The organism is Gordonia sp. DT30, assembly GCF_049844915.1.
Taxonomy (GTDB): Bacteria; Actinomycetota; Actinomycetes; order Mycobacteriales; family Mycobacteriaceae; genus Gordonia.
The window spans coordinates 70808-92190 of sequence record NZ_JBNCLY010000004.1; the positions used below are offsets into that span (position 1 = coordinate 70808).

Annotated in this window: 19 protein-coding genes; 7 read left to right on the forward strand and 12 right to left on the reverse strand. The window is 66.6% G+C overall.

Going from position 1 to position 21383, the window contains the following annotated elements; all coding sequences use genetic code 11:
- Positions 1-20: 20 nt before the first annotated feature.
- Complete coding sequence (locus tag ACLQ3C_RS05640) at positions 21-242, forward strand: RNA-binding S4 domain-containing protein (protein ID WP_425704054.1); 222 nt, start codon at positions 21-23, stop codon at positions 240-242.
- 369 nt (positions 243-611) lie between these two features.
- On the opposite strand, the gene ACLQ3C_RS05645 is transcribed toward ACLQ3C_RS05640, so the two are convergent.
- The 4 genes from ACLQ3C_RS05645 to ACLQ3C_RS05660 form a co-directional block, all read right to left on the reverse strand.
- Entirely contained in the window at positions 612-2066 is a 1455-nt protein-coding gene (locus ACLQ3C_RS05645) for a glutamate synthase subunit beta (RefSeq protein WP_425704055.1), read from the reverse strand.
- The gene (gene gltB, locus ACLQ3C_RS05650) at positions 2059-6678 is read right to left on the reverse strand and encodes a glutamate synthase large subunit (protein WP_425704056.1); all 4620 of its coding nucleotides are present in this window, start codon (positions 6676-6678) and stop codon (positions 2059-2061) included. The genes ACLQ3C_RS05645 and gltB overlap by 8 nt, the downstream gene beginning before the upstream one ends.
- A 350-nt stretch (positions 6679-7028) precedes the next feature.
- Positions 7029-9227, reverse strand: coding sequence for a DUF2254 domain-containing protein (locus ACLQ3C_RS05655; RefSeq protein ID WP_425704057.1), 2199 nt, complete (start codon positions 9225-9227; stop codon positions 7029-7031).
- An 87-nt stretch (positions 9228-9314) separates the two neighbouring features.
- Positions 9315-9968, reverse strand: a complete 654-nt coding sequence (locus tag ACLQ3C_RS05660) for a TetR family transcriptional regulator (protein WP_425704058.1) — start codon at positions 9966-9968, stop codon at positions 9315-9317.
- Between the two features lie 88 nt (positions 9969-10056).
- On the opposite strand from ACLQ3C_RS05660, the gene ACLQ3C_RS05665 reads away from it, so the two are divergent.
- A complete protein-coding gene (locus tag ACLQ3C_RS05665) occupies positions 10057-10857 on the forward strand; it encodes an SDR family NAD(P)-dependent oxidoreductase (RefSeq protein WP_425704059.1) in 801 nt (266 codons plus the stop codon).
- A 61-nt stretch (positions 10858-10918) separates the two neighbouring features.
- The gene (locus tag ACLQ3C_RS05670) at positions 10919-11314 is read left to right on the forward strand and encodes an ester cyclase (RefSeq protein WP_425704060.1); all 396 of its coding nucleotides are present in this window, start codon (positions 10919-10921) and stop codon (positions 11312-11314) included.
- A gap of 131 nt (positions 11315-11445) precedes the next feature.
- On the opposite strand, the gene ACLQ3C_RS05675 is transcribed toward ACLQ3C_RS05670, so the two are convergent.
- Positions 11446-12756, reverse strand: a complete 1311-nt coding sequence (locus ACLQ3C_RS05675) for a DUF222 domain-containing protein (RefSeq protein WP_425704061.1) — start codon at positions 12754-12756, stop codon at positions 11446-11448.
- A 179-nt stretch (positions 12757-12935) separates the two neighbouring features.
- Positions 12936-13808, reverse strand: coding sequence for a LysR family transcriptional regulator (locus ACLQ3C_RS05680; RefSeq protein ID WP_425704062.1), 873 nt, complete (start codon positions 13806-13808; stop codon positions 12936-12938).
- Between the two features lie 92 nt (positions 13809-13900).
- Here ACLQ3C_RS05680 and ACLQ3C_RS05685 point away from each other — a divergent pair, with 92 nt between their 5' ends.
- A complete protein-coding gene (locus ACLQ3C_RS05685; protein WP_425704063.1) occupies positions 13901-15139 on the forward strand; it encodes an MFS transporter in 1239 nt (412 codons plus the stop codon).
- A 7-nt stretch (positions 15140-15146) separates the two neighbouring features.
- A complete protein-coding gene (locus ACLQ3C_RS05690; RefSeq protein WP_425704064.1) occupies positions 15147-15947 on the forward strand; it encodes a PIG-L deacetylase family protein in 801 nt (266 codons plus the stop codon).
- Positions 15948-15966: 19 nt separating this feature from the next.
- Here ACLQ3C_RS05690 and ACLQ3C_RS05695 read toward each other — a convergent pair whose 3' ends face one another.
- Positions 15967-16392, reverse strand: coding sequence for a DUF779 domain-containing protein (locus ACLQ3C_RS05695; protein WP_425704065.1), 426 nt, complete (start codon positions 16390-16392; stop codon positions 15967-15969).
- Positions 16393-16422: 30 nt separating this feature from the next.
- Positions 16423-17946, reverse strand: a complete 1524-nt coding sequence (exaC, locus tag ACLQ3C_RS05700) for an acetaldehyde dehydrogenase ExaC (RefSeq protein WP_425704066.1) — start codon at positions 17944-17946, stop codon at positions 16423-16425.
- A 356-nt stretch (positions 17947-18302) separates the two neighbouring features.
- Here exaC and ACLQ3C_RS05705 point away from each other — a divergent pair, with 356 nt between their 5' ends.
- A complete protein-coding gene (locus ACLQ3C_RS05705) occupies positions 18303-18464 on the forward strand; it encodes a hypothetical protein (protein ID WP_425704067.1) in 162 nt (53 codons plus the stop codon).
- Between the two features lie 13 nt (positions 18465-18477).
- Here the strand turns inward: ACLQ3C_RS05705 and ACLQ3C_RS05710 are convergent, their stop codons facing one another.
- Positions 18478-19776, reverse strand: coding sequence for a GAF domain-containing protein (locus tag ACLQ3C_RS05710; RefSeq protein ID WP_425704068.1), 1299 nt, complete (start codon positions 19774-19776; stop codon positions 18478-18480).
- A gap of 88 nt (positions 19777-19864) precedes the next feature.
- Positions 19865-20119: a hypothetical protein gene (locus tag ACLQ3C_RS05715; protein WP_425704069.1), complete on the reverse strand. Its 255-nt coding sequence runs from the start codon at positions 20117-20119 to the stop codon at positions 19865-19867.
- A gap of 81 nt (positions 20120-20200) precedes the next feature.
- Here ACLQ3C_RS05715 and ACLQ3C_RS05720 point away from each other — a divergent pair, with 81 nt between their 5' ends.
- On the forward strand, positions 20201-20623 hold the full coding sequence (locus ACLQ3C_RS05720) for a YccF domain-containing protein (RefSeq protein WP_425704070.1): 423 nt from the start codon (positions 20201-20203) through the stop codon (positions 20621-20623).
- Positions 20624-20660: 37 nt separating this feature from the next.
- On the opposite strand, the gene ACLQ3C_RS05725 is transcribed toward ACLQ3C_RS05720, so the two are convergent.
- Positions 20661-21077 carry a type II toxin-antitoxin system VapC family toxin gene (locus ACLQ3C_RS05725; protein WP_425704071.1) on the reverse strand — a complete coding sequence of 139 codons (417 nt, stop codon included), beginning with the start codon at positions 21075-21077 and terminating at the stop codon, positions 20661-20663.
- Positions 21074-21331, reverse strand: coding sequence for a FitA-like ribbon-helix-helix domain-containing protein (locus ACLQ3C_RS05730; RefSeq protein ID WP_425704072.1), 258 nt, complete (start codon positions 21329-21331; stop codon positions 21074-21076). Before ACLQ3C_RS05730 ends, ACLQ3C_RS05725 begins: the two co-directional genes overlap by 4 nt.
- Between the last annotated feature and the right edge of the window lie 52 nt (positions 21332-21383).

Genomic DNA, 21383 nt, shown 5'->3' on the forward strand with positions numbered 1-21383 from the left:
AACGCTTGCATTCGGGCAGGATGGCCGGTGTGTGGGACGTGGTGATCAACGATCAGGCAATCCGGCTCGGCCAGTTCTTGAAACTGGCCGGCCTCATCGACTCCGGCGCGGAGGCCAAGGAAGTCATCTCCGACGGACTCGTGTCGGTCAACGGCGAGGTGGAGACCCGCCGCGGGCGTCAGTTACACGTCGCCGACGTCGTCGAATTCGCGGGGCGGTCCGCGCGTGTCGCCGCCGAATGAGGCGGCAATCGATCAGCCGTTGAGGCGGCGAAGCTCCGCGGCCGTGATCAACCGTTCGGCCTCGGCCGGGAACGTACGAGCCTGGCGCCGAGTGCGACGAATGGAGAGCGCACCGAGCCTGGCGGGACGACGGGGTCCATGGAATGTATCAGCCAACTTCATGACCTGACGCTTCCCTGATCAATACAACGGATACCGACTTCGTTTTACTGTAGCGGTAATCATGACGACCACCACCACACCCGTGTACGTCGATATTGGCATGCAAATCGTTACCTGACCGGCAGCGACTCGCACCCCGTTGAACTGGGTCGAATCAGAACGTGGCGAAGATCACTCGGCTGCGAGAACCCGGACCAGACGAGATCCTCAGCGCTGGGCGACCTGCGTGGGAACGATCGGCGCGGGCAGATCCGACCGGCCGGCCAGATAGTTGTCGGCGGCGGCAGCGGCCGAACGACCCTCGGCAATGGCCCACACGATCAGCGACTGTCCGCGGCCGGCGTCCCCGGCGACGAAGACGTTCTCCTGGCCGGAAGCACGGAACTCGTCGTCACGCTTGATGTTTCCGCGTTGGTCGTACTCGACGCCGAGCTTGTCGAGCAGATCGCCGCGCTCGGGTCCGACGAAGCCCATCGCCAGCAGGACGAGGTCGCATTCGAGCTCGAAATCGCTGCCCTCGACCTTCTCGAAACGGCCTTCGCGCATCACGACCTCGTGTGCCTTGAGTGCGGTGACCTTGCCGTTCTCGCCGACGAACTGTTCGGTGTTGACCGAGAACATCCGCTCGCCACCCTCTTCGTGAGCCGATGACACGCGGTACATCAACGGATACGTCGGCCACGGGGTCGACTCGGCGCGCTCATGCGGTGGCATCGGCATGATCTCGAACTGGTGCACGATCTCGGCGCCCTGACGCAGCGACGTGCCCAGGCAGTCGGCGCCGGTGTCGCCGCCACCGATGATGACGACCTTCTTGCCCTTCGCGGTGATCTGTCCCTCGACGGTGTCACCGAGCTGCACCCGATTGGCCTGGGGCAGGAACTCCATCGCCTGGTGGATGCCGTCGAGATCCCGGCCACCGATCGGCAGGTCACGGCCGATCGTCGAACCCATCGCCAGGATCACCGCGTCGAAGTCCTCACGCAACTGCGCGACGGTGACGTCGACCCCGACGTTCACGCCCGGACGGAACACCGTCCCCTCGGCCTTCATCTGCTCGAGACGGCGATCGATGTGGCGCTTCTCCATCTTGAACTCGGGGATGCCGTACCGCAGCAGCCCACCGATCCGGTCGGCGCGCTCGTAGACGTAGACGGTGTGTCCGGCGCGGGTGAGCTGCTGCGCCGCAGCCAGTCCCGCGGGTCCCGAACCGACGACGGCAATACTCTTGCCGGTGTGCTCGGACGGCACCACCGGCGTCACCAGACCGGTTTCCCAGGCGTTGTCGATCAGCTCGACCTCGACCTGCTTGATGGTGACCGCCGGCTGGTTGATGCCGAGCACACACGACGCCTCGCACGGCGCCGGACACAACCGCCCGGTGAACTCCGGGAAGTTGTTGGTGGCGTGCAACCGTTCGATGCCGTCGTCCCAACGACCCTTGTGGACCAGGTCGTTCCACTCCGGGATCAGGTTCCCCAACGGGCAACCGTTGTGGCAGAACGGGATACCGCAGTCCATGCATCGGCTGGCCTGGGTCTCGAGGGCACCGTGATCGAAGTCGGTGTAGACCTCTTTCCAGTCCATCAGGCGCAGGTCGACCGGCCGGCGCTCGGGCAGTTCACGCTCGGTGTGCTTGAGGAATCCTCTGGGATCAGCCACGTGCGGCCTCCATGATCGCTTCGTTCACGTCTCGTCCATCTCGCTCGGCGGCGGTCGCCGCCGCGAGCACCCGCTTGTAGTCACGCGGCATCACCTTGGCGAACTGGGTCTGTGCGGTCTCCCAGTCGGCGAGCAGCGCTGCCGCGACCGGCGACTCGGTCTCGTCGCGGTGCTCGGTGATGATCCCGGCAAGAAACTCGATGTCGTCGGCGTCGAGCGGCTCGAGTTCGACGAGTTCGCCGTTCAGGTTGTCGGCGAAGTTCTGCGCCGGGTCGTGCACGAAGGCAAGCCCGCCGGACATACCCGCGGCGAAGTTGCGTCCGGTCGTCCCGAGCACCACCACGCGGCCACCGGTCATGTACTCGCAGCCGTGATCGCCGACGCCCTCGACAACGGCGGTGGCTCCGGAGTTGCGCACACAGAAGCGCTCGCCCACCACGCCGCGCAAAAAGATCTTGCCCGCGGTCGCGCCGAAGCCGATGACGTTGCCGGCGATGATGTTGCGCTCGGCGACAAAGCCTTCGGGGGCGTTGCGCGCCGGGCGCACCACGATGCGGCCGCCGGAGAGGCCCTTGCCGACGAAGTCGTTGGCGTCGCCCTCGAGCCGCAACGTGATGCCCTTGGGCACGAACGCACCGAAGCTGTTGCCTGCCGATCCGGTGAAGTCGATCATGATCGTGCCGTCCGGAAGACCGTGTGCGCCATAGGCCTTGGTGACCTCGTGGCCGAGCATGGTGCCGACGGTGCGGTTCACGTTGGTGATCTTCGACGAGAAGCTCACCCGGGTACCGTGATCGATCGCCTCGCGGCTCTGCGCGATGAGCTGCTGATCGAGCGCCTTGTCGAGTCCATGATCCTGCACGCCGGAGCAGTACAGGTCCTGATTCATGAACGGCGATTCGGGCTGTGCGAGCACCGAAGACAGGTCGAGCCTGCCGGCCTTGGCCGAACTCCAGTGCGACAGCGCCTTTCCGGTGTCGAGGGCCTCGACGTGGCCGACCGCCTCCCGCAGGGTGCGGAAGCCCAGGCGCGCGAGGAGTTCGCGCACCTCCTCGGCGATGAACATGAAGAAGTTCTCGACGAACTCCGGTTTGCCGGTGAAACGCTCACGCAGCAGCGGATTCTGGGTGGCCACACCCACCGGGCAGGTGTCGAGGTGACACACGCGCATCATGATGCAGCCCGACACCACCAATGGTGCGGTGGCGAAACCGAATTCCTCGGCGCCGAGCAGAGCGGCGACCACCACGTCGCGGCCCGTCTTGAGCTGACCGTCGACCTGCACCGAGATGCGGTCGCGAAGACCGTTGAGCAGCAACGTCTGCTGGGTTTCGGCCAGACCGATCTCCCATGGCGCGCCCGCATGTTTGAGCGAGGTGAGCGGCGAGGCACCGGTGCCACCGTCGTGACCGGAGATCAGCACCACGTCGGCGTGGGCCTTGGACACACCCGCGGCGACGGTGCCCACCCCGATCTCGCTGACGAGTTTCACGTGAATCCGAGCCTGCGGATTCGCGTTCTTCAGGTCGTGGATCAGCTGTGCGAGGTCCTCGATCGAATAGATGTCGTGGTGCGGCGGCGGCGAGATCAGCCCGACGCCCGGCGTGGAGCCGCGCACCTCGGCGATCCACGGGTACACCTTGTGCGGCGGCAGCTGACCGCCTTCACCGGGCTTGGCGCCCTGGGCCATCTTGATCTGGATGTCGGTGCAGTTGCTCAGGTAGTGCGAGGTGACACCGAACCGGCCGGATGCGACCTGCTTGATCGCGCTGCGCCGCCAGTCGCCGTTCTCGTCCGGATCGAACCGGCGCGTGTCCTCGCCGCCCTCACCGGAATTCGAGCGTCCGCCGAGGCGGTTCATCGCGATCGCGAGGGTTTCGTGGGCCTCGGCGGAAATCGAGCCGAAGCTCATCGCGCCGGTCGAGAACCGTTTGACGATCTTCGACGCCGGTTCGACCTTGTCGATCGGGATCGGGTCGCGGTCACCGAAATTGAAGTCGAACAGCCCACGCAGCGTCGCCAGTTTGCGCGCCTGATCGTCGACCAGCTTGGTGTACTCCTTGAACACCTGGTACTGCCCGGTGCGGGTGGAGTGCTGGAGCTTGAACACCGTGTCCGGGTTGAACAGGTGGTACTCGCCCTCCCGGCGCCACTGGTATTCGCCGCCCACCGTGAGTTCGCGGTGCGCCCGCTCGCTGGGACGGTCGGTGAAGGCCAGCGCATGTCGCGCGGCGACGTCGGCGGCGATCTCGTCGAGTCCGATACCGCCGAGCTGACTGCGCAGGCCGGTGAAGAATTCGTCGACGGTGTCCTGGTCGATACCGATCACCTGGAACAGTTGCGCACCGGTGTAGGAGGCGAGGGTGGAGATACCCATCTTGCTCATCACCTTGAGCACGCCCTTGCTCCCGGCCTTGATGTAGTTGGCGCGGGCGGTCTCGAAGTCGATGTCGCCCAACGCCCCCCGCTCGACCATGTCCTCGATGGACTCGAAGGCCATGTACGGGTTGACCGCGGCCGCTCCGAAGCCGATCAGGGCGGCGAGGTGGTGGACCTCGCGGCAGTCGCCCGACTCGACGACCAGGCCGACGCGGGTGCGATTGCGCTCGCGCACCAGGTGATGGTGCACCGCGGCGGTCAGCAACAACGACGGGATCGGGGCGAGGTTCTCGTCGGATTCCCGGTCACTCAGGATGATCAGGTTCACGCCGTCGGCGATCGCGGCGGTGACCTGCGCGCGCACGTCGTCGAGTGCCTGGCGCAGTCCGGCGCCGCCCTGCGCCACCGGGTAGAGGCCGTGGATGTGGGCGCTGCGGAAATCCGGCAGGTTCGGGTCGTCATCGACGCGGACCAGTTTGGCGAGGTGATCGTTGTCGAGAACCGGTGTGGGCAGCACGATCTGGCGGCAGGCCGCCGCGCTCGGGTGCAGCAGGTCGGCCTCCGAGCCGATGGTGCCGCCGATCGCGGTGACGATCTCCTCGCGGATGGCGTCCAGTGGCGGATTGGTGACCTGCGCGAACAACTGCTGGAAGTAGTCGAAGAGCATGCGCGGCCGCGCGGAGAGCACCGCGATCGGGGTGTCGGTGCCCATCGACCCGATGGCCTCCGCCCCGGTGCGGGCCATCGGCGCGACGAGCAGATCGAGTTCCTCGGTGGTGTAGCCGAAGGTCAACTGCCGCAGCGTGACCCGCGGATGAGACATGTGCTCGTGCGGCAGCGACTTCACATTGTCGATGTGCACCAGGCCCGCGTCGAGCCACTCCTGGTACGGATACTCGGCGGCGAGCTGATCCTTGATCTCCTCGTCGTCGACGATCCGGCCGGCGGCGGTGTCGACGAGGAACATGCGTCCGGGCTGCAGGCGCAGCTTCTGCACCACCTCGGAGTGGTCGATGTCGAGGACGCCGACCTCCGACGCCATCACCACCAGACCGTCCCTGGTGACCCAGACCCGGCTGGGGCGCAACCCATTGCGGTCGAGCACCGCACCCACCACGGTGCCGTCGGTGAAGCAGACCGACGCCGGTCCGTCCCACGGCTCCATCAGGGTGGCGTGGTACTCGTAGAACGCCCGGTGCTCGGGCTTCATCGACTCGTGCCGCTCCCAGGCCTCCGGGATCATCATCAGCACCGCGTGCGGCAGGCTGCGCCCGCCGAGGTGCAGCATCTCGAGCACCTCGTCGAAGCGCGCGGTGTCGGAGGCACCCGGGGTGCACACCGGGAAGATCTTCTCGGAAACACTCCCGGTATCGGCCCCACTCTCGCCGAACAACTCCGTATCGATGAGCGCCTCACGGGCCCGCATCCAGTTCTCGTTACCGGTGACGGTGTTGATCTCGCCGTTGTGGGCGACCCGCCGGAACGGATGGGCCAGCGGCCACGACGGGAAGGTGTTGGTGGAGAAACGCGAATGCACCAGTCCCAGCGCGCTCTCGACCCGTGAGTCCTGCAGGTCGAGGTAGAACTCGCGCAGCTGCGGGGTCGTCAGCATGCCCTTGTAGACGAACGTCTTGCCCGACAGGCTCGGGAAGTACACGGTCTCGCGGCCCGGGCCGTCCGCACCGGCGCCCTTGGTGCCGAGCTCGTTCTGCACGCGCTTGCGCACCACGAACGCCCGGCGCTCGAGGACCATGCCGTCCGGATCGTCGGCATCCTCGGGCAGCGCGATGAACAGCTGACGGAACGTCGGCATCGCGTCGCGGGCGAGTGCACCGAGCCCGTTCTCGTTGACCGGCACCGCACGCCAGCCGAGAATGCGCAGACCCTCGGCCTCGACGATCTTCTCGACGCCCGCGCACGCCTCGGCAGCGTCCTTGGAACCCTGCGGCAGGAACGCGATGCCGGTGGCGTAGGCACCTTCGGCCGGCAGCTCGAAGTCGACGACCTCACGCAAGAAGCGGTCGGGAACCTGGATCATGATCCCGGCACCGTCGCCGGTGTTCGGCTCGGCGCCCGCGGCACCACGATGCTCCAGATTGATCAGCGCGGTGATCGCCTTGTCCACGATGTCCCGGCTGCGTCGTCCGTGCATGTCGACGACGAACGCGACTCCACAGGAGTCGTGCTCGTGGATGGGGTCATATAGGCCCGTGGGACCGGGAGCATGCTTCATATCTGCCTCACTTTGCGCGCGACCTTGCGCACCGATTCACCCGTATACGTCTGTTCGGACACCGCACCGCCGACCGTGTCCCGAAAGGCCCGTCCATGGGCTGACCTGGCACTTTTCGGAGATCAGGCGGTGGCGTCCCCGAGGTCAGCGCCGTTGCTGACACCTGGTCCCGGCAGTCGTTGCCAGGCAGGAAACACCCTGCTCGCTAAGCATTGTCAGATATTTTCTCACGCAGGGTGCCCAGTACCGAAATCCGGCTACCACATCGACGCCGACGTCGCAGCGTATGACCGCTATCGGCGCCGCCGACCGGAGCGGCGTCGCCGAACGGGCCGGCTTCGGTATTCGGACTATTCGGACCTATCCCGCGAATCCCGCTGCATGCCCCGCTCGGTGCCCCGCTCCGACCCATAGCCCTGGCGGTCTGGTGCGGACGCCAGCCGCCGGTCTAGCGGCACCCGCCATTCGTGCGCTATCTGGGTGTCCAACGCAGCAAGGCGCTCCCGGAACGGCATCTGCTGATCGGCCGAACAGCGACTCATCAGCGTCTCGTAGAGGACGCGCAGCCGTCGCTGCACCTGCGCCTGCCCGCGACTGTGCCTGCGGATCTCGTCGGTCCCGACGGCCACGTAGTCGGCCCAGCTCCGCCGATAGCCGTCGACCAGGGTCGCGCGCTCCGAGCGCAGCGCGGCACGCACCCGCGGGGCCAGCATCGTCAGCAGGTCCTCGGTGTGATCGAGCGCCAGCACGACGGTGCTCGGATCGTTGCCGGCACTCGATATCGCCTTGAGTGCGATATCGGAGATCGACTGCAGCGCGGCGGCGGGGCTCACCGACGGCTGGTGGGTGTCGCCGAAGAGCAGACACCGCAACACCTTGTGGTCGGCGATCTCGTCGCGGCGATCCCCGACCACCGCGATCACGCCGATGTCATGCGGCACATGATCACCGACGGCGACGAGCAATTCGAACCGCACCCCGGCGCCAACCGCCTGACGCTGTAGCCGCGCCACGTTGACCGCCAGCAGGACCCGGCCACGCGTTGCGGTCTCCTTGAGGTGAATGATCTTGCGCGGTATCGCGTTCGGCTCCACGGTGATCGGCGGGTCCGCTTCCGGCGCCAGGCCGTCGGGCAGGCCGTCGGGCAGATCGTCTGGCCGGTCGTCGGGGTCGGCGGGATACTGTCTGCGGATGGCGGCGCGGCCGTCGGCGGCGATCCAGCGCATCAGCTGCGCCGAGTTGAGGATTGCACCCACCTTCGCCACCAGGGCGATGAACAGGAACGCGGACACCACCGTCAGCAGTGCCGCGATCGCGGTCGACACCCCCGGTGTGGTGTCGTCGGGTTCGGCGAGGGCCAGGTCCATCGCCACCATCACACTGAACACGAAGGTGGCCAAGAAGAATCCGATCGACCATCGCATCACCGGCTCGCGCTGCAGACGCGGGATCACCCGCACCGAGATCTGCGACGCCCCGAACTGCATGGCCAGGGTGACAGCGGTGAACACCAGACCGGTCAGGGTCGCCATCGCACCGGCGATCACACCGAGCACGGTGGCCAGCGTTCCCGAATCCACTTGCAGGCCGAGGGATTCGTCGAGGGTGATGCACAGGATCGCCGCGATGACCGCGAGTACCACCAGGATCACCGGCAGCCGCCACGTCGGCACCACCCGCAGTTCGCGGCACGTCCGGCGCCACCGGATGGCGGTGGCGATCGCGTTCGGTGCGGCGGCCTTCGGCGCAAGCGGAGTCGGCGTCATCGGGAGCGCGGGCGGCAGGTCGGGCACCCCGAACCGCCCGGCGAGCGCCTCCTGCACGACGATCTTCCAGCGGATGAGCGGTTCCCGGTAGCGAATCTCCCGTCGGATCGCCTTGTCCAGCTTGCCCTCTGCACGCCGATAGAACCAGCGCGCCCACGGCGATCGCGGGCGCGCGACGCGAAAGGCGCCGAACAGCAGGAGGATCGGGACGAACATGCCGATGAGTCCGGTCCACAGTTTGCCCTTGATCAGGGTGATCAGCGCGAGCGCGACGTTGATTGCGACGATCACCCCGGCCGCAATCCGGGTCTGCAGGTCGGAGCCTTGCGTGATCTCGGAGGTCGCGTCGGACAAACCCAGCGGCCGCAGGCCCAGCAGGAACAGCACGCCGATCGCGATGGCGACGAAGACCGCGTCGACCGACGCACGACCTTCCTTCTCCCAGTAGACATCTCGCAGATGCAAGATGAGCGCGAACTCGTCGAGCACCAGCGCGCAACCGATGCCGAAGACGGCGGCGAGGACGCAGTCGGCGATCGGGGTGTCGAACCGGGAGAGCGACACCAGACCGAAGCCGGACAGCAGCATCATGATCACCCCGAAGAACTCGTGATGCAGATGCATTCCGCCCGGCGCGACGTTTCCCGGCCACCAGCTGACCTCGGCCCGGATCAGGCGCACGCTGAGCCGGATGAACAGGAAAGTCAGGATGAATGCGACCAGGAACAGAAACAGCGGCAATCGGCCCGGATCGACGACGGTACGCGTGAACCATTGGCTCACGACGACGAGCCCGGGAGGCGGCACTGCCGAGACATGGACGAAAGTCTATGTCGAGGCCGGTGGTGCCACGTCACCATTGGCCACCGATCACCGATCCGGTGTCATCAGCCCGGTGAGGATCATCGAACCCAGAGCCGACGCACCCGAGGCGAAGGGTTCCTCCCCACCCTCGGTGAGGGTGTCGTGAATCGCCTTCACTCCGTCGAACGCACCCACCAGTGCGACCGCCGCACCGACCGGATCGATGTCCCCGCGCACCTCGCGTAGTTCCTGCGCCCGCCGGATGACGTCGGCGACCATCTCGACCCACGTCTGACTCAATCGGGCGATGTGCCTGCGCATCGGATTGTCCGATTCCAGATCTGCCAGGCTACGGCTCAGCTTCGACACCGCCCACACCGAACGATCGTCGTCGTGAATCGCGAGCATCGTCGGCAGGAGTCCCTCCAGACGACGTCGCCCCTCGGGTAGGCCGGCCAGCCGCGCGTTGACGTCGGCGAGCCATTCCGCATGCTTGGTCTCCAGAACCGCAAGCGCCAGAGCCTCTTTGCTGTCGAAGTGGAAGTAGACCGCACCTTTGGTGAGGCCGGTGGCGTCGACGAGCGTGGTCATCCGTGCCTTGTCGTACCCCATCTGAGCGAAGACCGTCGCCGCCGACTCGATGATGCGTTTGCGGGTGCCGGCCCCCTTGGCCGTCGGTCCGAGCGGACGTCCCACCGCACGCCCTGAACGGTCACTCATTCTCGATCCCTCCTTGCGCTTCGGTGTCTCATCGATCAAGATACCAGTAACATACCGTCTGGTCGGTTTAAATAACTTAGGGAGCATCATGAGCGTGTACGCCACCGAACTCTTCACAGGCAAGACGGTGCTGATCACCGGGGCGTCATCGGGCATCGGACGAGCCTTCGCGCAGCGGGCGGCCGCCCACGGCGCGCGGTTGGTCCTCGTCGCCCGCCGGGCGCCCGTCCTCGCCGAACTGGCCACCGAGCTCCAGACGCGCCATGACTCGCAGGTGCACGTGATCCCCTGCGACCTCGCGATCCCCGGCGCCGGCACGCAGCTCCACGACGAGGTCGTCGCAGCCGGCCTCGAAGTCGACATCCTGGTCAACAATGCGGGAGTCGGCGCTCACGGCGATCTCGTCGCCGCGCGTGCCGCCGACGTCGTCGCGCAGATCCAGCTCAATGTGACGGCGTTGGCCGAGCTCACGACGCTGTTCCTGCCCGCAATGACCGCCCGGCGCCAGGGCACCGTGATCAACATCGCGAGTACCGCCGCGTTTCAAGCGATCCCGCACATGGCGGTCTACGGCGCGACCAAGGCGTTCGTTCTGTCGTTCACCCGCGCACTGTGGGCGGAGACCAAGGCGACCGGGGTGCGAGTCATCGCGGTGTGTCCGGGCGCCACCGACACGGAGTTCTTCGACATTGCGGGCGAGGCGGCGTCGGTGGGCCGACGCCGCAGTCCCGGCGACGTCGTCGACACCGCACTGCGCGCCCTACATCGCCATCGCCCCAGCGTCGTCGACGGAATCTCCAACGCCGCTGTCGCCATGATCAGCCCCCGACTACCCGCACGCGTCGCCATCGGCGCCGCCGAGCGGTCCGTGCGCCCGACGGCCGGGTAGCCGCCGGTCCGCGCAGCCGATCCGCATGCCAGGTTTCACCCTCGAGAAAGCAGGAGACACCATGTACATCCACGATTTCGCCGCCGCTGCGACCGCCGCGGTCAACGAGCACAACCCCACCGCCGTGGTCGCACTGTGGGCCGAGCCCGCCGACTACCTCTCACCGTTGACCGGTCCGCAGAATGGGCTGGAGGCACTCCGGCGACGAGAAGAGTCGCTCTTCGGTGCATTCAGCGATCTACGCACGACCATCACCCCACTCGGCCAGGACGGGCACACCGGCGCCATGCTGGTTCGGTTCGACGGCACCCACGACGGCCCCTATGCGGGGATGCCGGCCACCGGCAACACCATCGCCCTCGAGATGGTCGCGATCGTCGACTTCGACGACGACGGCAAGGTGATCGGTGAACGCGTGATGCTCGACACCGCCGACGTCGCCGCTGCGCTGGGGTGAAAGATCCCGAGTCGTGGGCCGGCGCGCTATGAAGTTCTCAAACAACAATTGCGGTCCCGGCAAGCCGGGTGCAGGGTCAGAAAGTCGTTGCGGGCACGCCTGTTCAGGCGGCCGGTTCTAGGTAGCCGGTTTCAGGCAGCGTCGTCGAGACGTAGGGTGCGTCGGTTGTAGGCCGGTAGTGGTCGTCGTCGGGGATCGACGGCGGCGGGCGGGATCAGCCACGGATGTCGATCGAATCCCATCACCACATCCCAGTGATCATTCGGCCCGCTCGCTGCGCTCCCGGCGCCGGCCCGGTCATGGACATCGTGGTGACAGGCCGTGCACAGCAAGCAACCGTTGTCGAGGTCGGTAGCCCCACCATCAGCCCACGACACGAGGTGGTGCGCCTGGGTGCGTGACGCGGGCGCACCACACTTCACGCAGCACTTATCCCTGAGCAGCAACGCTTTCCGCTGCGACGGCGTGAACAGCCGCTTCTCCCGTCCGACGTTCAGCGGCACCTGTTCGCCGTCGACGATGACGACGGTGACCGCGGCATCGCAACCCAACGTCTTCGCCGTCGCAGGTGTCACCGAGCCCATGAACTCGAGTGCGGACAGTTTCGGGGCATCGGCAGGAATCGTCAACAGGACCCCGCCGGTGGGTTTGCACGACACCGTCTCGTCGGCGAGACCTTCTCCGGCGAGCTCCAAGATGGATTCGAGAGCATCAGCACGTCGGCGGTCGACCGACCGCGGATCGTGCGAGCCGTCGGGTTGGGGTTTCGGCGCGGATAGTGATTCGACGAGGCTGTGGAGTTTCTCCCCGGCGACAGCATCCAGGTTGGCGCGCACATCGAGACGGCCATCATCGGTTTTGTGGTAGCCGAGTTCGTTGATCGACTTGTCTTCGGCCGCCGGTTTACCGTAGTCGGTGTCGGCGGCGAGTTCGTTGGCGATCATTCGGGCGTGATCGGCGATCTGGGCCGGCGTCATCCCTGCCGACGACCACGACATCAGTGACATCAGTTGCGCCGACCGCATGTCGGGGGCCACGGGCTCAGCAGATCGGGAGTCGATGTGCGACAGGCCGCGCACGATCGCGTCGGCGTGTTCGGACGAGATGGAACCGTCGGCGGCGTGGCGTAGCAGTGGGTCGATGTCGGTGGCGGTGCCGATCCGCACGAACCGGGCGGCGACGGCGGGTGCGCACCCCATCACGGTCAGTAGTTCCCGCAACCGGCGGCCGTGGCCGTCGGCGACGTTGAGGCGGTCGAGTTCACCGGTGAACGTGGTTGCGTGATGGTCGGCGAGGTTGCGGATCAGCAGGATCTGTTGCAGTGCGGCGTGTGCTTGCGGCCCGGTCACATCCGGGTTCGTACGGAGTTCGGTGAGCTGGTCGACAATGCCGGCCAGAATGGCTGCGGTATCGGTGCTTTCGATGGTGTCGTCGGCGATCATGGTGCCCCCCTTGGCGATCGATGCGATGTCTCCATCTTACCCGCATGCGCCGACAACGGCACCCAGATCTGCGGCATCCGTGTATCGAATACTACTTGTGGACAACATGTTTCGCGGCTTCGGCGGGTGCACGTTTCTGTCGGTGCGATGTGGTAGCGCGGGCCCGAAGTCGGCAACCCTCACCGCCGGGCGGCGTACTCGACCACGAACGCCCGGAATCGTTGCGCCGCATCGGAAAGCGGTCGCGACCGGAACCACGTCAGTCCGATCTCCCGACTCTCGCCGGCCAGCGGGACGAAGGAGACGTCGGTACGCCGGGTGGCGTCGTCGAGGGGAACGACGCCGACGCCCAGGCCCGCGCCCACCAGTCCGGTGATGGTCGCCAATTCCGTCGACTCGAACGTGACGGTCGGGGTGATCTCGGCGGCCGCACAGAGTTCATCGAAGATGCGGCGCATACCGAATCCCCGTTGCATCACGATGAATTCCTCGTCGGCGGCCTCGGCCAGCCCGATGCTGGGCCGCCCGGCGAACCGGTGACCGCGGCCGACGACGAGCGCGAGATCCTGCTGTGTGATCGGCTGCCACGCCATGTCGGTCCGCATCGGCCGGGGTGCGACGAGCGCGAGATCGGCGGCGCCCTTCTCGACATGATCGAGGACGGTGGCGACCGAATCCTGGGCGAGCGTGAAACCTGCACCGGGATTCTCCTCCCGGAACCCCCGGATCAGATCCGGTACGAGCGCGAGCCCGAACGAATGCAGAAATGCCAGCCGCACAACGCCGCGGGCCGGGCGGCGCATTTCGTCGATCTGGTGGCGGGCGGCGTCGAGTTGTGCCCGGGCTCGCCGCGCCCGCTCGAGGTACACCTGCCCGAAGGGATTGAGCACCAATCGCCGACCGTGGCGGTCGAAGAGCGCAACACCGAGATCGCGTTCGAGGCGAGCCACGAACCGAGACAGCGTCGGCTGCGAGACGTGCAGCCGCGCCGCGGCCTCGGTGAGGCTCGCCGTCTCCGCGACCGTGACAAACCACTCAATCTCTTCCTGCACGCTGCAACCCTAACTGCACTTATTCATTTCTGAATCGCCCCGCACACAATCATTCATTTTGCCTTCGCCGGACGGAGCAGGAACCTGGACGAGTGACCTCCGCCGATCCCACCGCCCTGCCTGCGCCCGCCCCGGCGCGCTACGCCCTGGGCTCGGCCGGGTATCGGAGGACCACGCTCGCCCTCTTTGCGGCGGGCATGACGACGTTCATGGCGCTCTACTACGTGCAGGCGCTGCTCCCGCAGATCTCGCAGCATTTCGGCACGTCACCGACCACCTCGGCGCTCGCGGTATCGCTGACCACCGGGTTGCTCGCGGTCGCGATCATCCCGGCCAGCGTCCTCTCCGAACGCTTCGGGCGGGTGCGGATCATGGTCATCTCGGCGACGGCGGCATCGGCCATCGGCATCGCGCTGCCGTGGTCGCCGACGATCGAGATCCTCCTTGCCGGCCGCGCACTGCAGGGTGTGCTGTGCGCCGGGGTGCCCGCCGTCGCGATGGCCTACCTGGCCGAGGAGGTCGAGGGCCGTTCGCTCGGCACCGCGATGGGACGGTATGTGGCGGGCACGACGATCGGCGGACTCGTCGGCCGGCTGATCCCCGGATTCGCCGTCGATGTCATGTCGTGGCAGTGGGCCCTGGAGATAGCCTGCCTGGTGTCGCTGGGCTTCGCGCTCGTCTTCTGGCGGACGGTCCCGGCATCGCGGTTCCATGTCCCCCGACGCGTCTCGCCGGCCATCACCACCCGAAACCTGTTGGCGCACCTGCGTGATCGGCGCCTGCTGCCGCTGTTCCTCACCGGCTTCGTGCTGATGGGCGGGTTCGTCACCGTCTACAACTACATCACGTACCGATTGCTGCGCGACCCGTTCGATCTCAGCGAGGCCGTGGTCGCCTCGGTCTTCTTCATGTACCTCGCGGGTACCGCATCGTCGGCGCTCGCCGGCCGGCTTTCCGACCGTGTCGGCCGTCCCGTGGTGCTGAGCACCTCGGTCGTGATCATGCTCGCGGGCCTGGGAATGACCGTGCCCGACCAACTCTGGTCGATTCTGGTGGGTATGTTCGCCTTCACCGCCGGCTTCTTCGGGGCACACTCGGTGGCCAGCGGCTGGGTGTCGGCGCGGGCCACCGAGCATCGCGCCGAGGCGTCGTCGCTGTACCTGTTCCACTACTACCTGGGCAGCTCGGTGGTGGGAGCCCTTGGCGGCCTGGTGTTCTCGGCGTACGGCTGGGTCGGTGTCGCGGTGTATGTCGCAGTGCTCGTCCTGATCGGCCTGGGATGCACCCTCGCGTCCGGTCCCGATCGGCCGCGGACAGCACAGGTGACATGATCTACCCGTGAGCACCATCGTCTTCGTCCATGCCCATCCCGACGACGAGGGCACCGCGACCGCAGGCACCATGATCCGCGCCGCCCGCGAGGGCCACCGGGTGGTCGTCGTCTACTGCACCGACGGGGATCCCGGGGACGTGCCGGACGATCTGGCACCCGGCGAGACCGTGGCGAGCCGACGACGCGGCGAGGCCGAGGCATCGGCGGCCATCACCGGCACGGCTCGGGTCGCGTGGCTCGGATACGCCGACTCCGGGATGACCGGCTGGGCGCAGAACGACACCGACGGCGTCTTCTCACGCGCGGACGTCGGCGAGGCCGCACGCCGCCTGGCCGACCTGCTCGACGAGGAGGACGCCGATGCCGTCATCGGCTACGACTGGCACGGTGGTTACGGGCATCCCGACCACGTCATGCTGCACCGCACCACGCTGGCCGCGGTGGACCTCGCCGCCCGACGACCTCGATACCTCGAGGTGTCGATGAACCGCGATCTGATGCGGCAGCTGTTCGTCCTCGCCACCGAGATGGGCATGGATGGGTACGACCCGGACGCACACGGAGACGACGGGAATCCGATCGGCACACCCGAGTCCGAACTGCACTGGGCCGTCGATCTCGGCGACGATGTGGTGGCCAAACGGCAGGCGCTGGCGTGTCACGGCAGCCAGAGCGACGTCCGGCAGCTGATGTCGCTGCCGGTGCAGGCCTTCGGCTTCGCATTCGGCACCGAGCACTACCTCGAGCCCGGGCGCCCACCCGGCATGGTGCGCGGCTGGTGGGTCGACGAACCACCCGTCGGGTAGTCGGGCGCCCGGCCGTCGATCAGATCCCCGCGCTCGCACCGGTCAGTGGCGGGTTCTGCGCGAGTAGCGCATTTTCCTCGTCGTCGAAAGCCCTTGCCCGCGAGATGAATCGGACACCTTCGGGAGCTTCGAGACTGAATCCGGCGCCACGTCCGGCCACCACATCAAGGATCAGCTGGGTGTGTTTCCAGAGCTCGAACTGGTCTCCGTTGATCCAAACCCGCACCGCCGGAAGCGGTTCGGGAAGAACGACGCCGCCGACCAGGACGTCGCGCTGGCCCACCCGGAACTCACCGACGGGGTAGCACATGGGGGCCGAGCCGTCACAGCAGCCACCGGACTGGTGGATCATGAGACCGCCGTGCAGCTCCGACAACGTGGTCAGGAGCTGCACGGCGGCGTCTGTGGCGACCACCCGATCAGGAACGTCGTGTTGTTCTGACACGGGTTTCACCTGCTCTCTTTCGGGGTGGACTCAGAAGAAGCCTTTCGCATTCTGCGCGTAACCGACCAGCAGGTTCTTGGTCTGCTGGTAGTGCTCGAGCATCATCAGATGGTTCTCGCGACCGATACCCGACTGCTTGTAACCACCGAAGGCCGCGTGGGCCGGGTAGTCGTGATAGGTGTTGGTCCACACCCGGCCGGCCTGGATCTCGCGGCCGGCGCGGTAGGCGGTGGCCCCGTCCCGGCTCCAGACTCCGGCGCCGAGTCCGTACAAGGTGTCGTTGGCAATGTGGATGGCGTCGGCGTAGTCCTTGAACGTGGTCACGGCCAGCACCGGGCCGAAGATCTCTTCCTGGAAGATGCGCATCTTGTTGTTCCCGTAGAACACCGTCGGCTTGATGTAGTAGCCGCCCTCGAGATCGCCACCGAGGTCGGCGGGCTCTCCGCCGATCAGGATTTTCGCGCCCTCTTCCTTGCCGATGGACAGGTACGAGGAGATCTTCTCGAACTGGTCGTTGGACGCCTGCGCGCCCATCATCGTGTCGGTGTCGAGCGGGTTGCCCTGCTTGATCTTGGCGACACGGTCGACGGCCTTCTCGAGGAAGTTGTCGTAGATGTCCTCCTGGATGAGCGCGCGGCTCGGGCAGGTGCACACCTCACCCTGGTTGAGCGCGAACATGGCGAAGCCCTCGAGGGCGCGGTCGAGGAATCCGTCGTCGGCGCTCATCACATCGTTGAAGAAGATGTTCGGGCTCTTGCCACCGAGCTCGAGACTGACCGGGATGAGGTTCTCCGACGCGTACTGCATGATCAAGCGGCCGGTCGTGGTCTCACCGGTGAATGCGATCTTGCGGATCCGGTTGCTCGAGGCCAGCGGCTTGCCTGCCTCCACGCCGAATCCGTTGACGATGTTGACGACGCCGGCCGGCAGCAGGTCGGCGATCAAGCTCATCACGTACAGGATCGACGCGGGGGTCTGCTCCGCCGGCTTCAGTACGACGGCGTTGCCCGCCGCGAGCGCCGGGGCGAGCTTCCACACGGCCATCAGGATCGGGAAGTTCCACGGGATGATCTGGCCGACCACACCGAGCGGCTCGTGGAAGTGGTAGGCGACGGTGTCCTCGTCGACCTCGGAGATCGAGCCCTCCTGGGCGCGCAGCGCGCCGGCGAAGTAGCGGAAGTGGTCGACGGCCAGTGGGATGTCGGCGGCCAGGGTCTCGCGGACGGCCTTACCGTTGTCCCAGGTCTCGGCCACGGCGATCTTCTCGAGGTTCTCCTCGATCCGGTCGGCGATACGCAGCAGCACCAGTGAGCGTTCGGCCACCGAGGTCTTGCCCCACTGCGGCGCGGCCTTGTGCGCCGCATCCAGTGCCAGATCGATGTCCTCGGCCGTCGACCGCGCGATGTCGCAGAACGTCTTGCCGTCGACCGGCGACGGGTTCTCGAAGTACTGACCCTTGACCGGCGGCACCCATTGTCCACCGATCCAGTTGTCGTAACGCGACTCAAAGCTCATCACCGAGCCGTCGGTGCCCGGCTTCGCGTAAACAGTCATGTGTTCCCAGCTCCCTCAATGCCATCGCGGGATCGGTCCCCGCTCGGGTGTGCCACACCGCCGCATCATCGTTCGGTGTGATCTGACACACAGAGTACGAGCGGCCTGGTTGCACTGACGTTGCAAGTGGGTACTCGATATTGGGTGACGACAGAACCGCTGATCAGGGCGTCGCCCGGCGCCGTCGGCCGCCACGAGGCCGAAGTTGCCTGCGTCGGTCGAAAGGGTGAAATGACGGAAAAGTACTGGACCGGGCGAACCCTTTCGCGGTACTAAGGACTCACACCGATTTGACACCGTGCAATGCAGTTTCGAGAATCTGATTCACTGTAGTCAACACCCCAGGAGGGGTCACGATGGTTCTGGCTCACCACGGCGCCGCCCCGAGCCGTTCCGCACGCAGTTCCACGGAGTCGCGAGGTGCGTCGCTCGGCTCCCTGGGCGTCGGCGCGTTACTGGTGCTGGCGTGCATCGTCGGCGGGACCGCCCTCGTTCTCCTGCTGATCGGCTCCTACTGACCGGGTCGGCCGGTCAGACACCGTAGCGCTTGTCGAGCAATCTGATCCGGCCGCCGACCACGGGCCGGTCCGGATGGCCCACGGGGAGTCGATTCTCGAGTCGGCGCCACGCCACCAGATCGTCGCGGCCATGGACCGACGAAGTCCACGCACGCAGCGCGCCGACGTCGCCCTCGGCGATCACCCGCGACCGCACATCCTCGCGCACCACCTCGAAGATCTCGCTCACGCCGGGCGCCGTCGACGCCGCCAACAGGCCACCGCGGCCGAGCTCGTCGATCACCGACGACAGCGCTGCACCCTCGGCGATGCGTGCACGCAGGTCGCCGACATCCGAGGACATGTCGACGGTCAGCCGGTACGGGCGCGAGGAGAGGACGTCGGTGCCCAGGTCGCGGCGCAACCGCGAGATCTCGGCGCGAACGGTCACCGGGTCGATGCCGTCACCGGCGAGATGAATGGCGAGTTGTTCGGTGTTGAGCCCCTCGGGATACTCCTGCAACAGCAACAAGATCTCGGCGTGCCGTCGCGACAACGTCCGCTCCCCCATCGGGTCACCCTCACGGCGCCACCGAAAACCGTTGCCGTGCAAACCGTTGCCGTGCAAGACCGAGAGCCGGGCATCGCCCCGATCCGCGCGGGCTCCAAAGGTTGCCGGATCCGCCAGATCGACCGCATGCGAGCGCAATTCCCGCTCGGCGGCAGCCACGACGGACCGCACCGCGGCCAGCGCGAACGGTGCGGCGACCTCACGACCGCCCGTCACGTCGACGACGCCGATGACATGACCTGTCACCGGATCGTGGACGGGCGCAGCGGCACAACTGAATTCCTGTACCGACCCCGCGAAGTGTTCGGGGCCGATCACCTGCACACCCTTGCCGACCGCGAGCGCCAGCCCCGGGGCGTTGGTCCCGACGACGTCCTCGCTCCACACCGAACCCTCGACGAAGTTGATGTGGCCGGCCCGGTCGACGGCCTCGGTACTGCCCTCGACCCACAACAATCGGCCGGCCTGATCGGTCAGGGCGACAACCACCCCCGAGTCGGCGATGTCGTCGAGCATCAACGACTGCACCAGCGGCCGCACCGAGGTGATCGGATGGGCCTGCCGATAGCGGTTGAACTCGGCCATCGTCATGGTTGCGCTGCCGTCGTCCTCGGGCAGCGCCTCGGTCGGGTCCACTCCGCGCTTGAGCGACCTCGTCCACGAATCACGCACGACAGAGCGCACCGCGTCGGACGGCGGCGTGATGCCCGAGAGGAAATCCTCATAGGCGCGCCGGACGCGTGACGAGCCGAGTTCGGTCATAGATCGTCCCTTGATTGCCTCTGTAGACGTCGATTATGCCAACCGGCGTGTGATCTGGGCTACAGCGCCCGGGTGAGCCACGCTCAGCTCACGGAAGCCAGCTGTTACGGCGCGGATACCGGGCCCGCAGGTAGCTGTAGAGATAGGTGCTGATCAGCAACGCGACCCCGCTGCCGACCGCCGGCCACAGGAAGCCGTTCATCATCGAATCCCGGATGGCCGCCACCGCCCAGCCGATCACCAGCAAGATCGTCGCGATCGTGGCGAGCAGACGGATCACCAGCACCAATGTGGTGATGACCCACCACAGGGTGACGCGTGCGTGCTCGGCTTCGGGGGCCATGGCCACAGGTTAGCGAGCGCACGCGGACCAACGTTGGGGATTGTCTGCTCCAACCGGGCCCCGGCAACGGACAATGGGCATATGCGCACACTTCTCAACATCATCTGGCTGGTGCTCTGCGGATTCTGGATGGCCATCGGGTACGTCCTCGCCGGCATCGTCTGCTGCATCCTGATCATCACGATCCCGTTCGGCATCGCCTCGTTCCGTATCGCCAACTACGCACTCTGGCCGTTCGGGCGCACCGTCGTCCGCAAGCCGCAGGCCGGCGCCGCGTCGACCATCGGCAACATCGTGTGGCTCATCGTCGCCGGCATCTGGCTGGCACTCGGGCACATCACCGCCGGGATCGCGATGTGCCTGACCATCATCGGCATCCCGCTGGGCATCGCGAGCTTCAAGATGGTGCCGGTGTCATTGCTGCCGCTCGGCGCGCAGATCGTCGACGCCGATCAGCAGCGGTCGGGCTACATCGCCACGCCGCCACCGCCGCAGCGGTACTGACCCCCCGTGCGCGAGAACCCGAGAATCGTTGTGGCCGTTATTGCCATGGGTCGATGGTCGGCACGTCGGCGGCTTCGAACGGCGAACGGTCGCGGGTGGCGACGGCGAAGCCTGCGGCGGCCGCCGTGGCGGCGATCATGCCGTCGGCAACGGCGACGGCACGCCCGGCGGAGCGGGCCTGCGACATCAGGCGCGCGTATTCCGCAGTCGCATCCAGGCCATAGGCCAGGACTCGGCCGGCGAAGGCGGGCACGGTGTAGTTCTCCAGCCAATCGGTGAACTCGTCGCGGCGGCGGCCGACGGGCATCGTCGCGATGCCGTACCGGAGTTCGCCGACAGTGACAGCTGACAAGTACAGGGTCTCGCCGGCTTGGGCGTCCAGCCACGCCATGACCCGCTGGTCCGGGGTCTTGGTGGTGGGCTCGCTGATGACGTTGGTGTCCAGGATGATCACTGGCCGAACACCGTCGGCTCGTGCGGGGTCTTGTCGCGACCGAAGTAGGCTGCCCGTTCGTCGTCGGTGAGCCGCTCCTTTTCGCTGATAACGCCCGCAAGCAGCGTGCCGAGCTTGACTCGCTCGGCCGGCTTCACCGCCTCGGTGAGAATGGCACGCATCTCAGCCTCGACGCTTCGTTCGTTCCCGGCCGCGCGCCGGCGGATGGCGCGGTGTACTTCGTCGCTCAGATTTCGGATCGTCACGTTCTTCACGAGCTGCCATACCTCTTCCGGTGCTATCAATGCATTCGCATTGCTATCAATG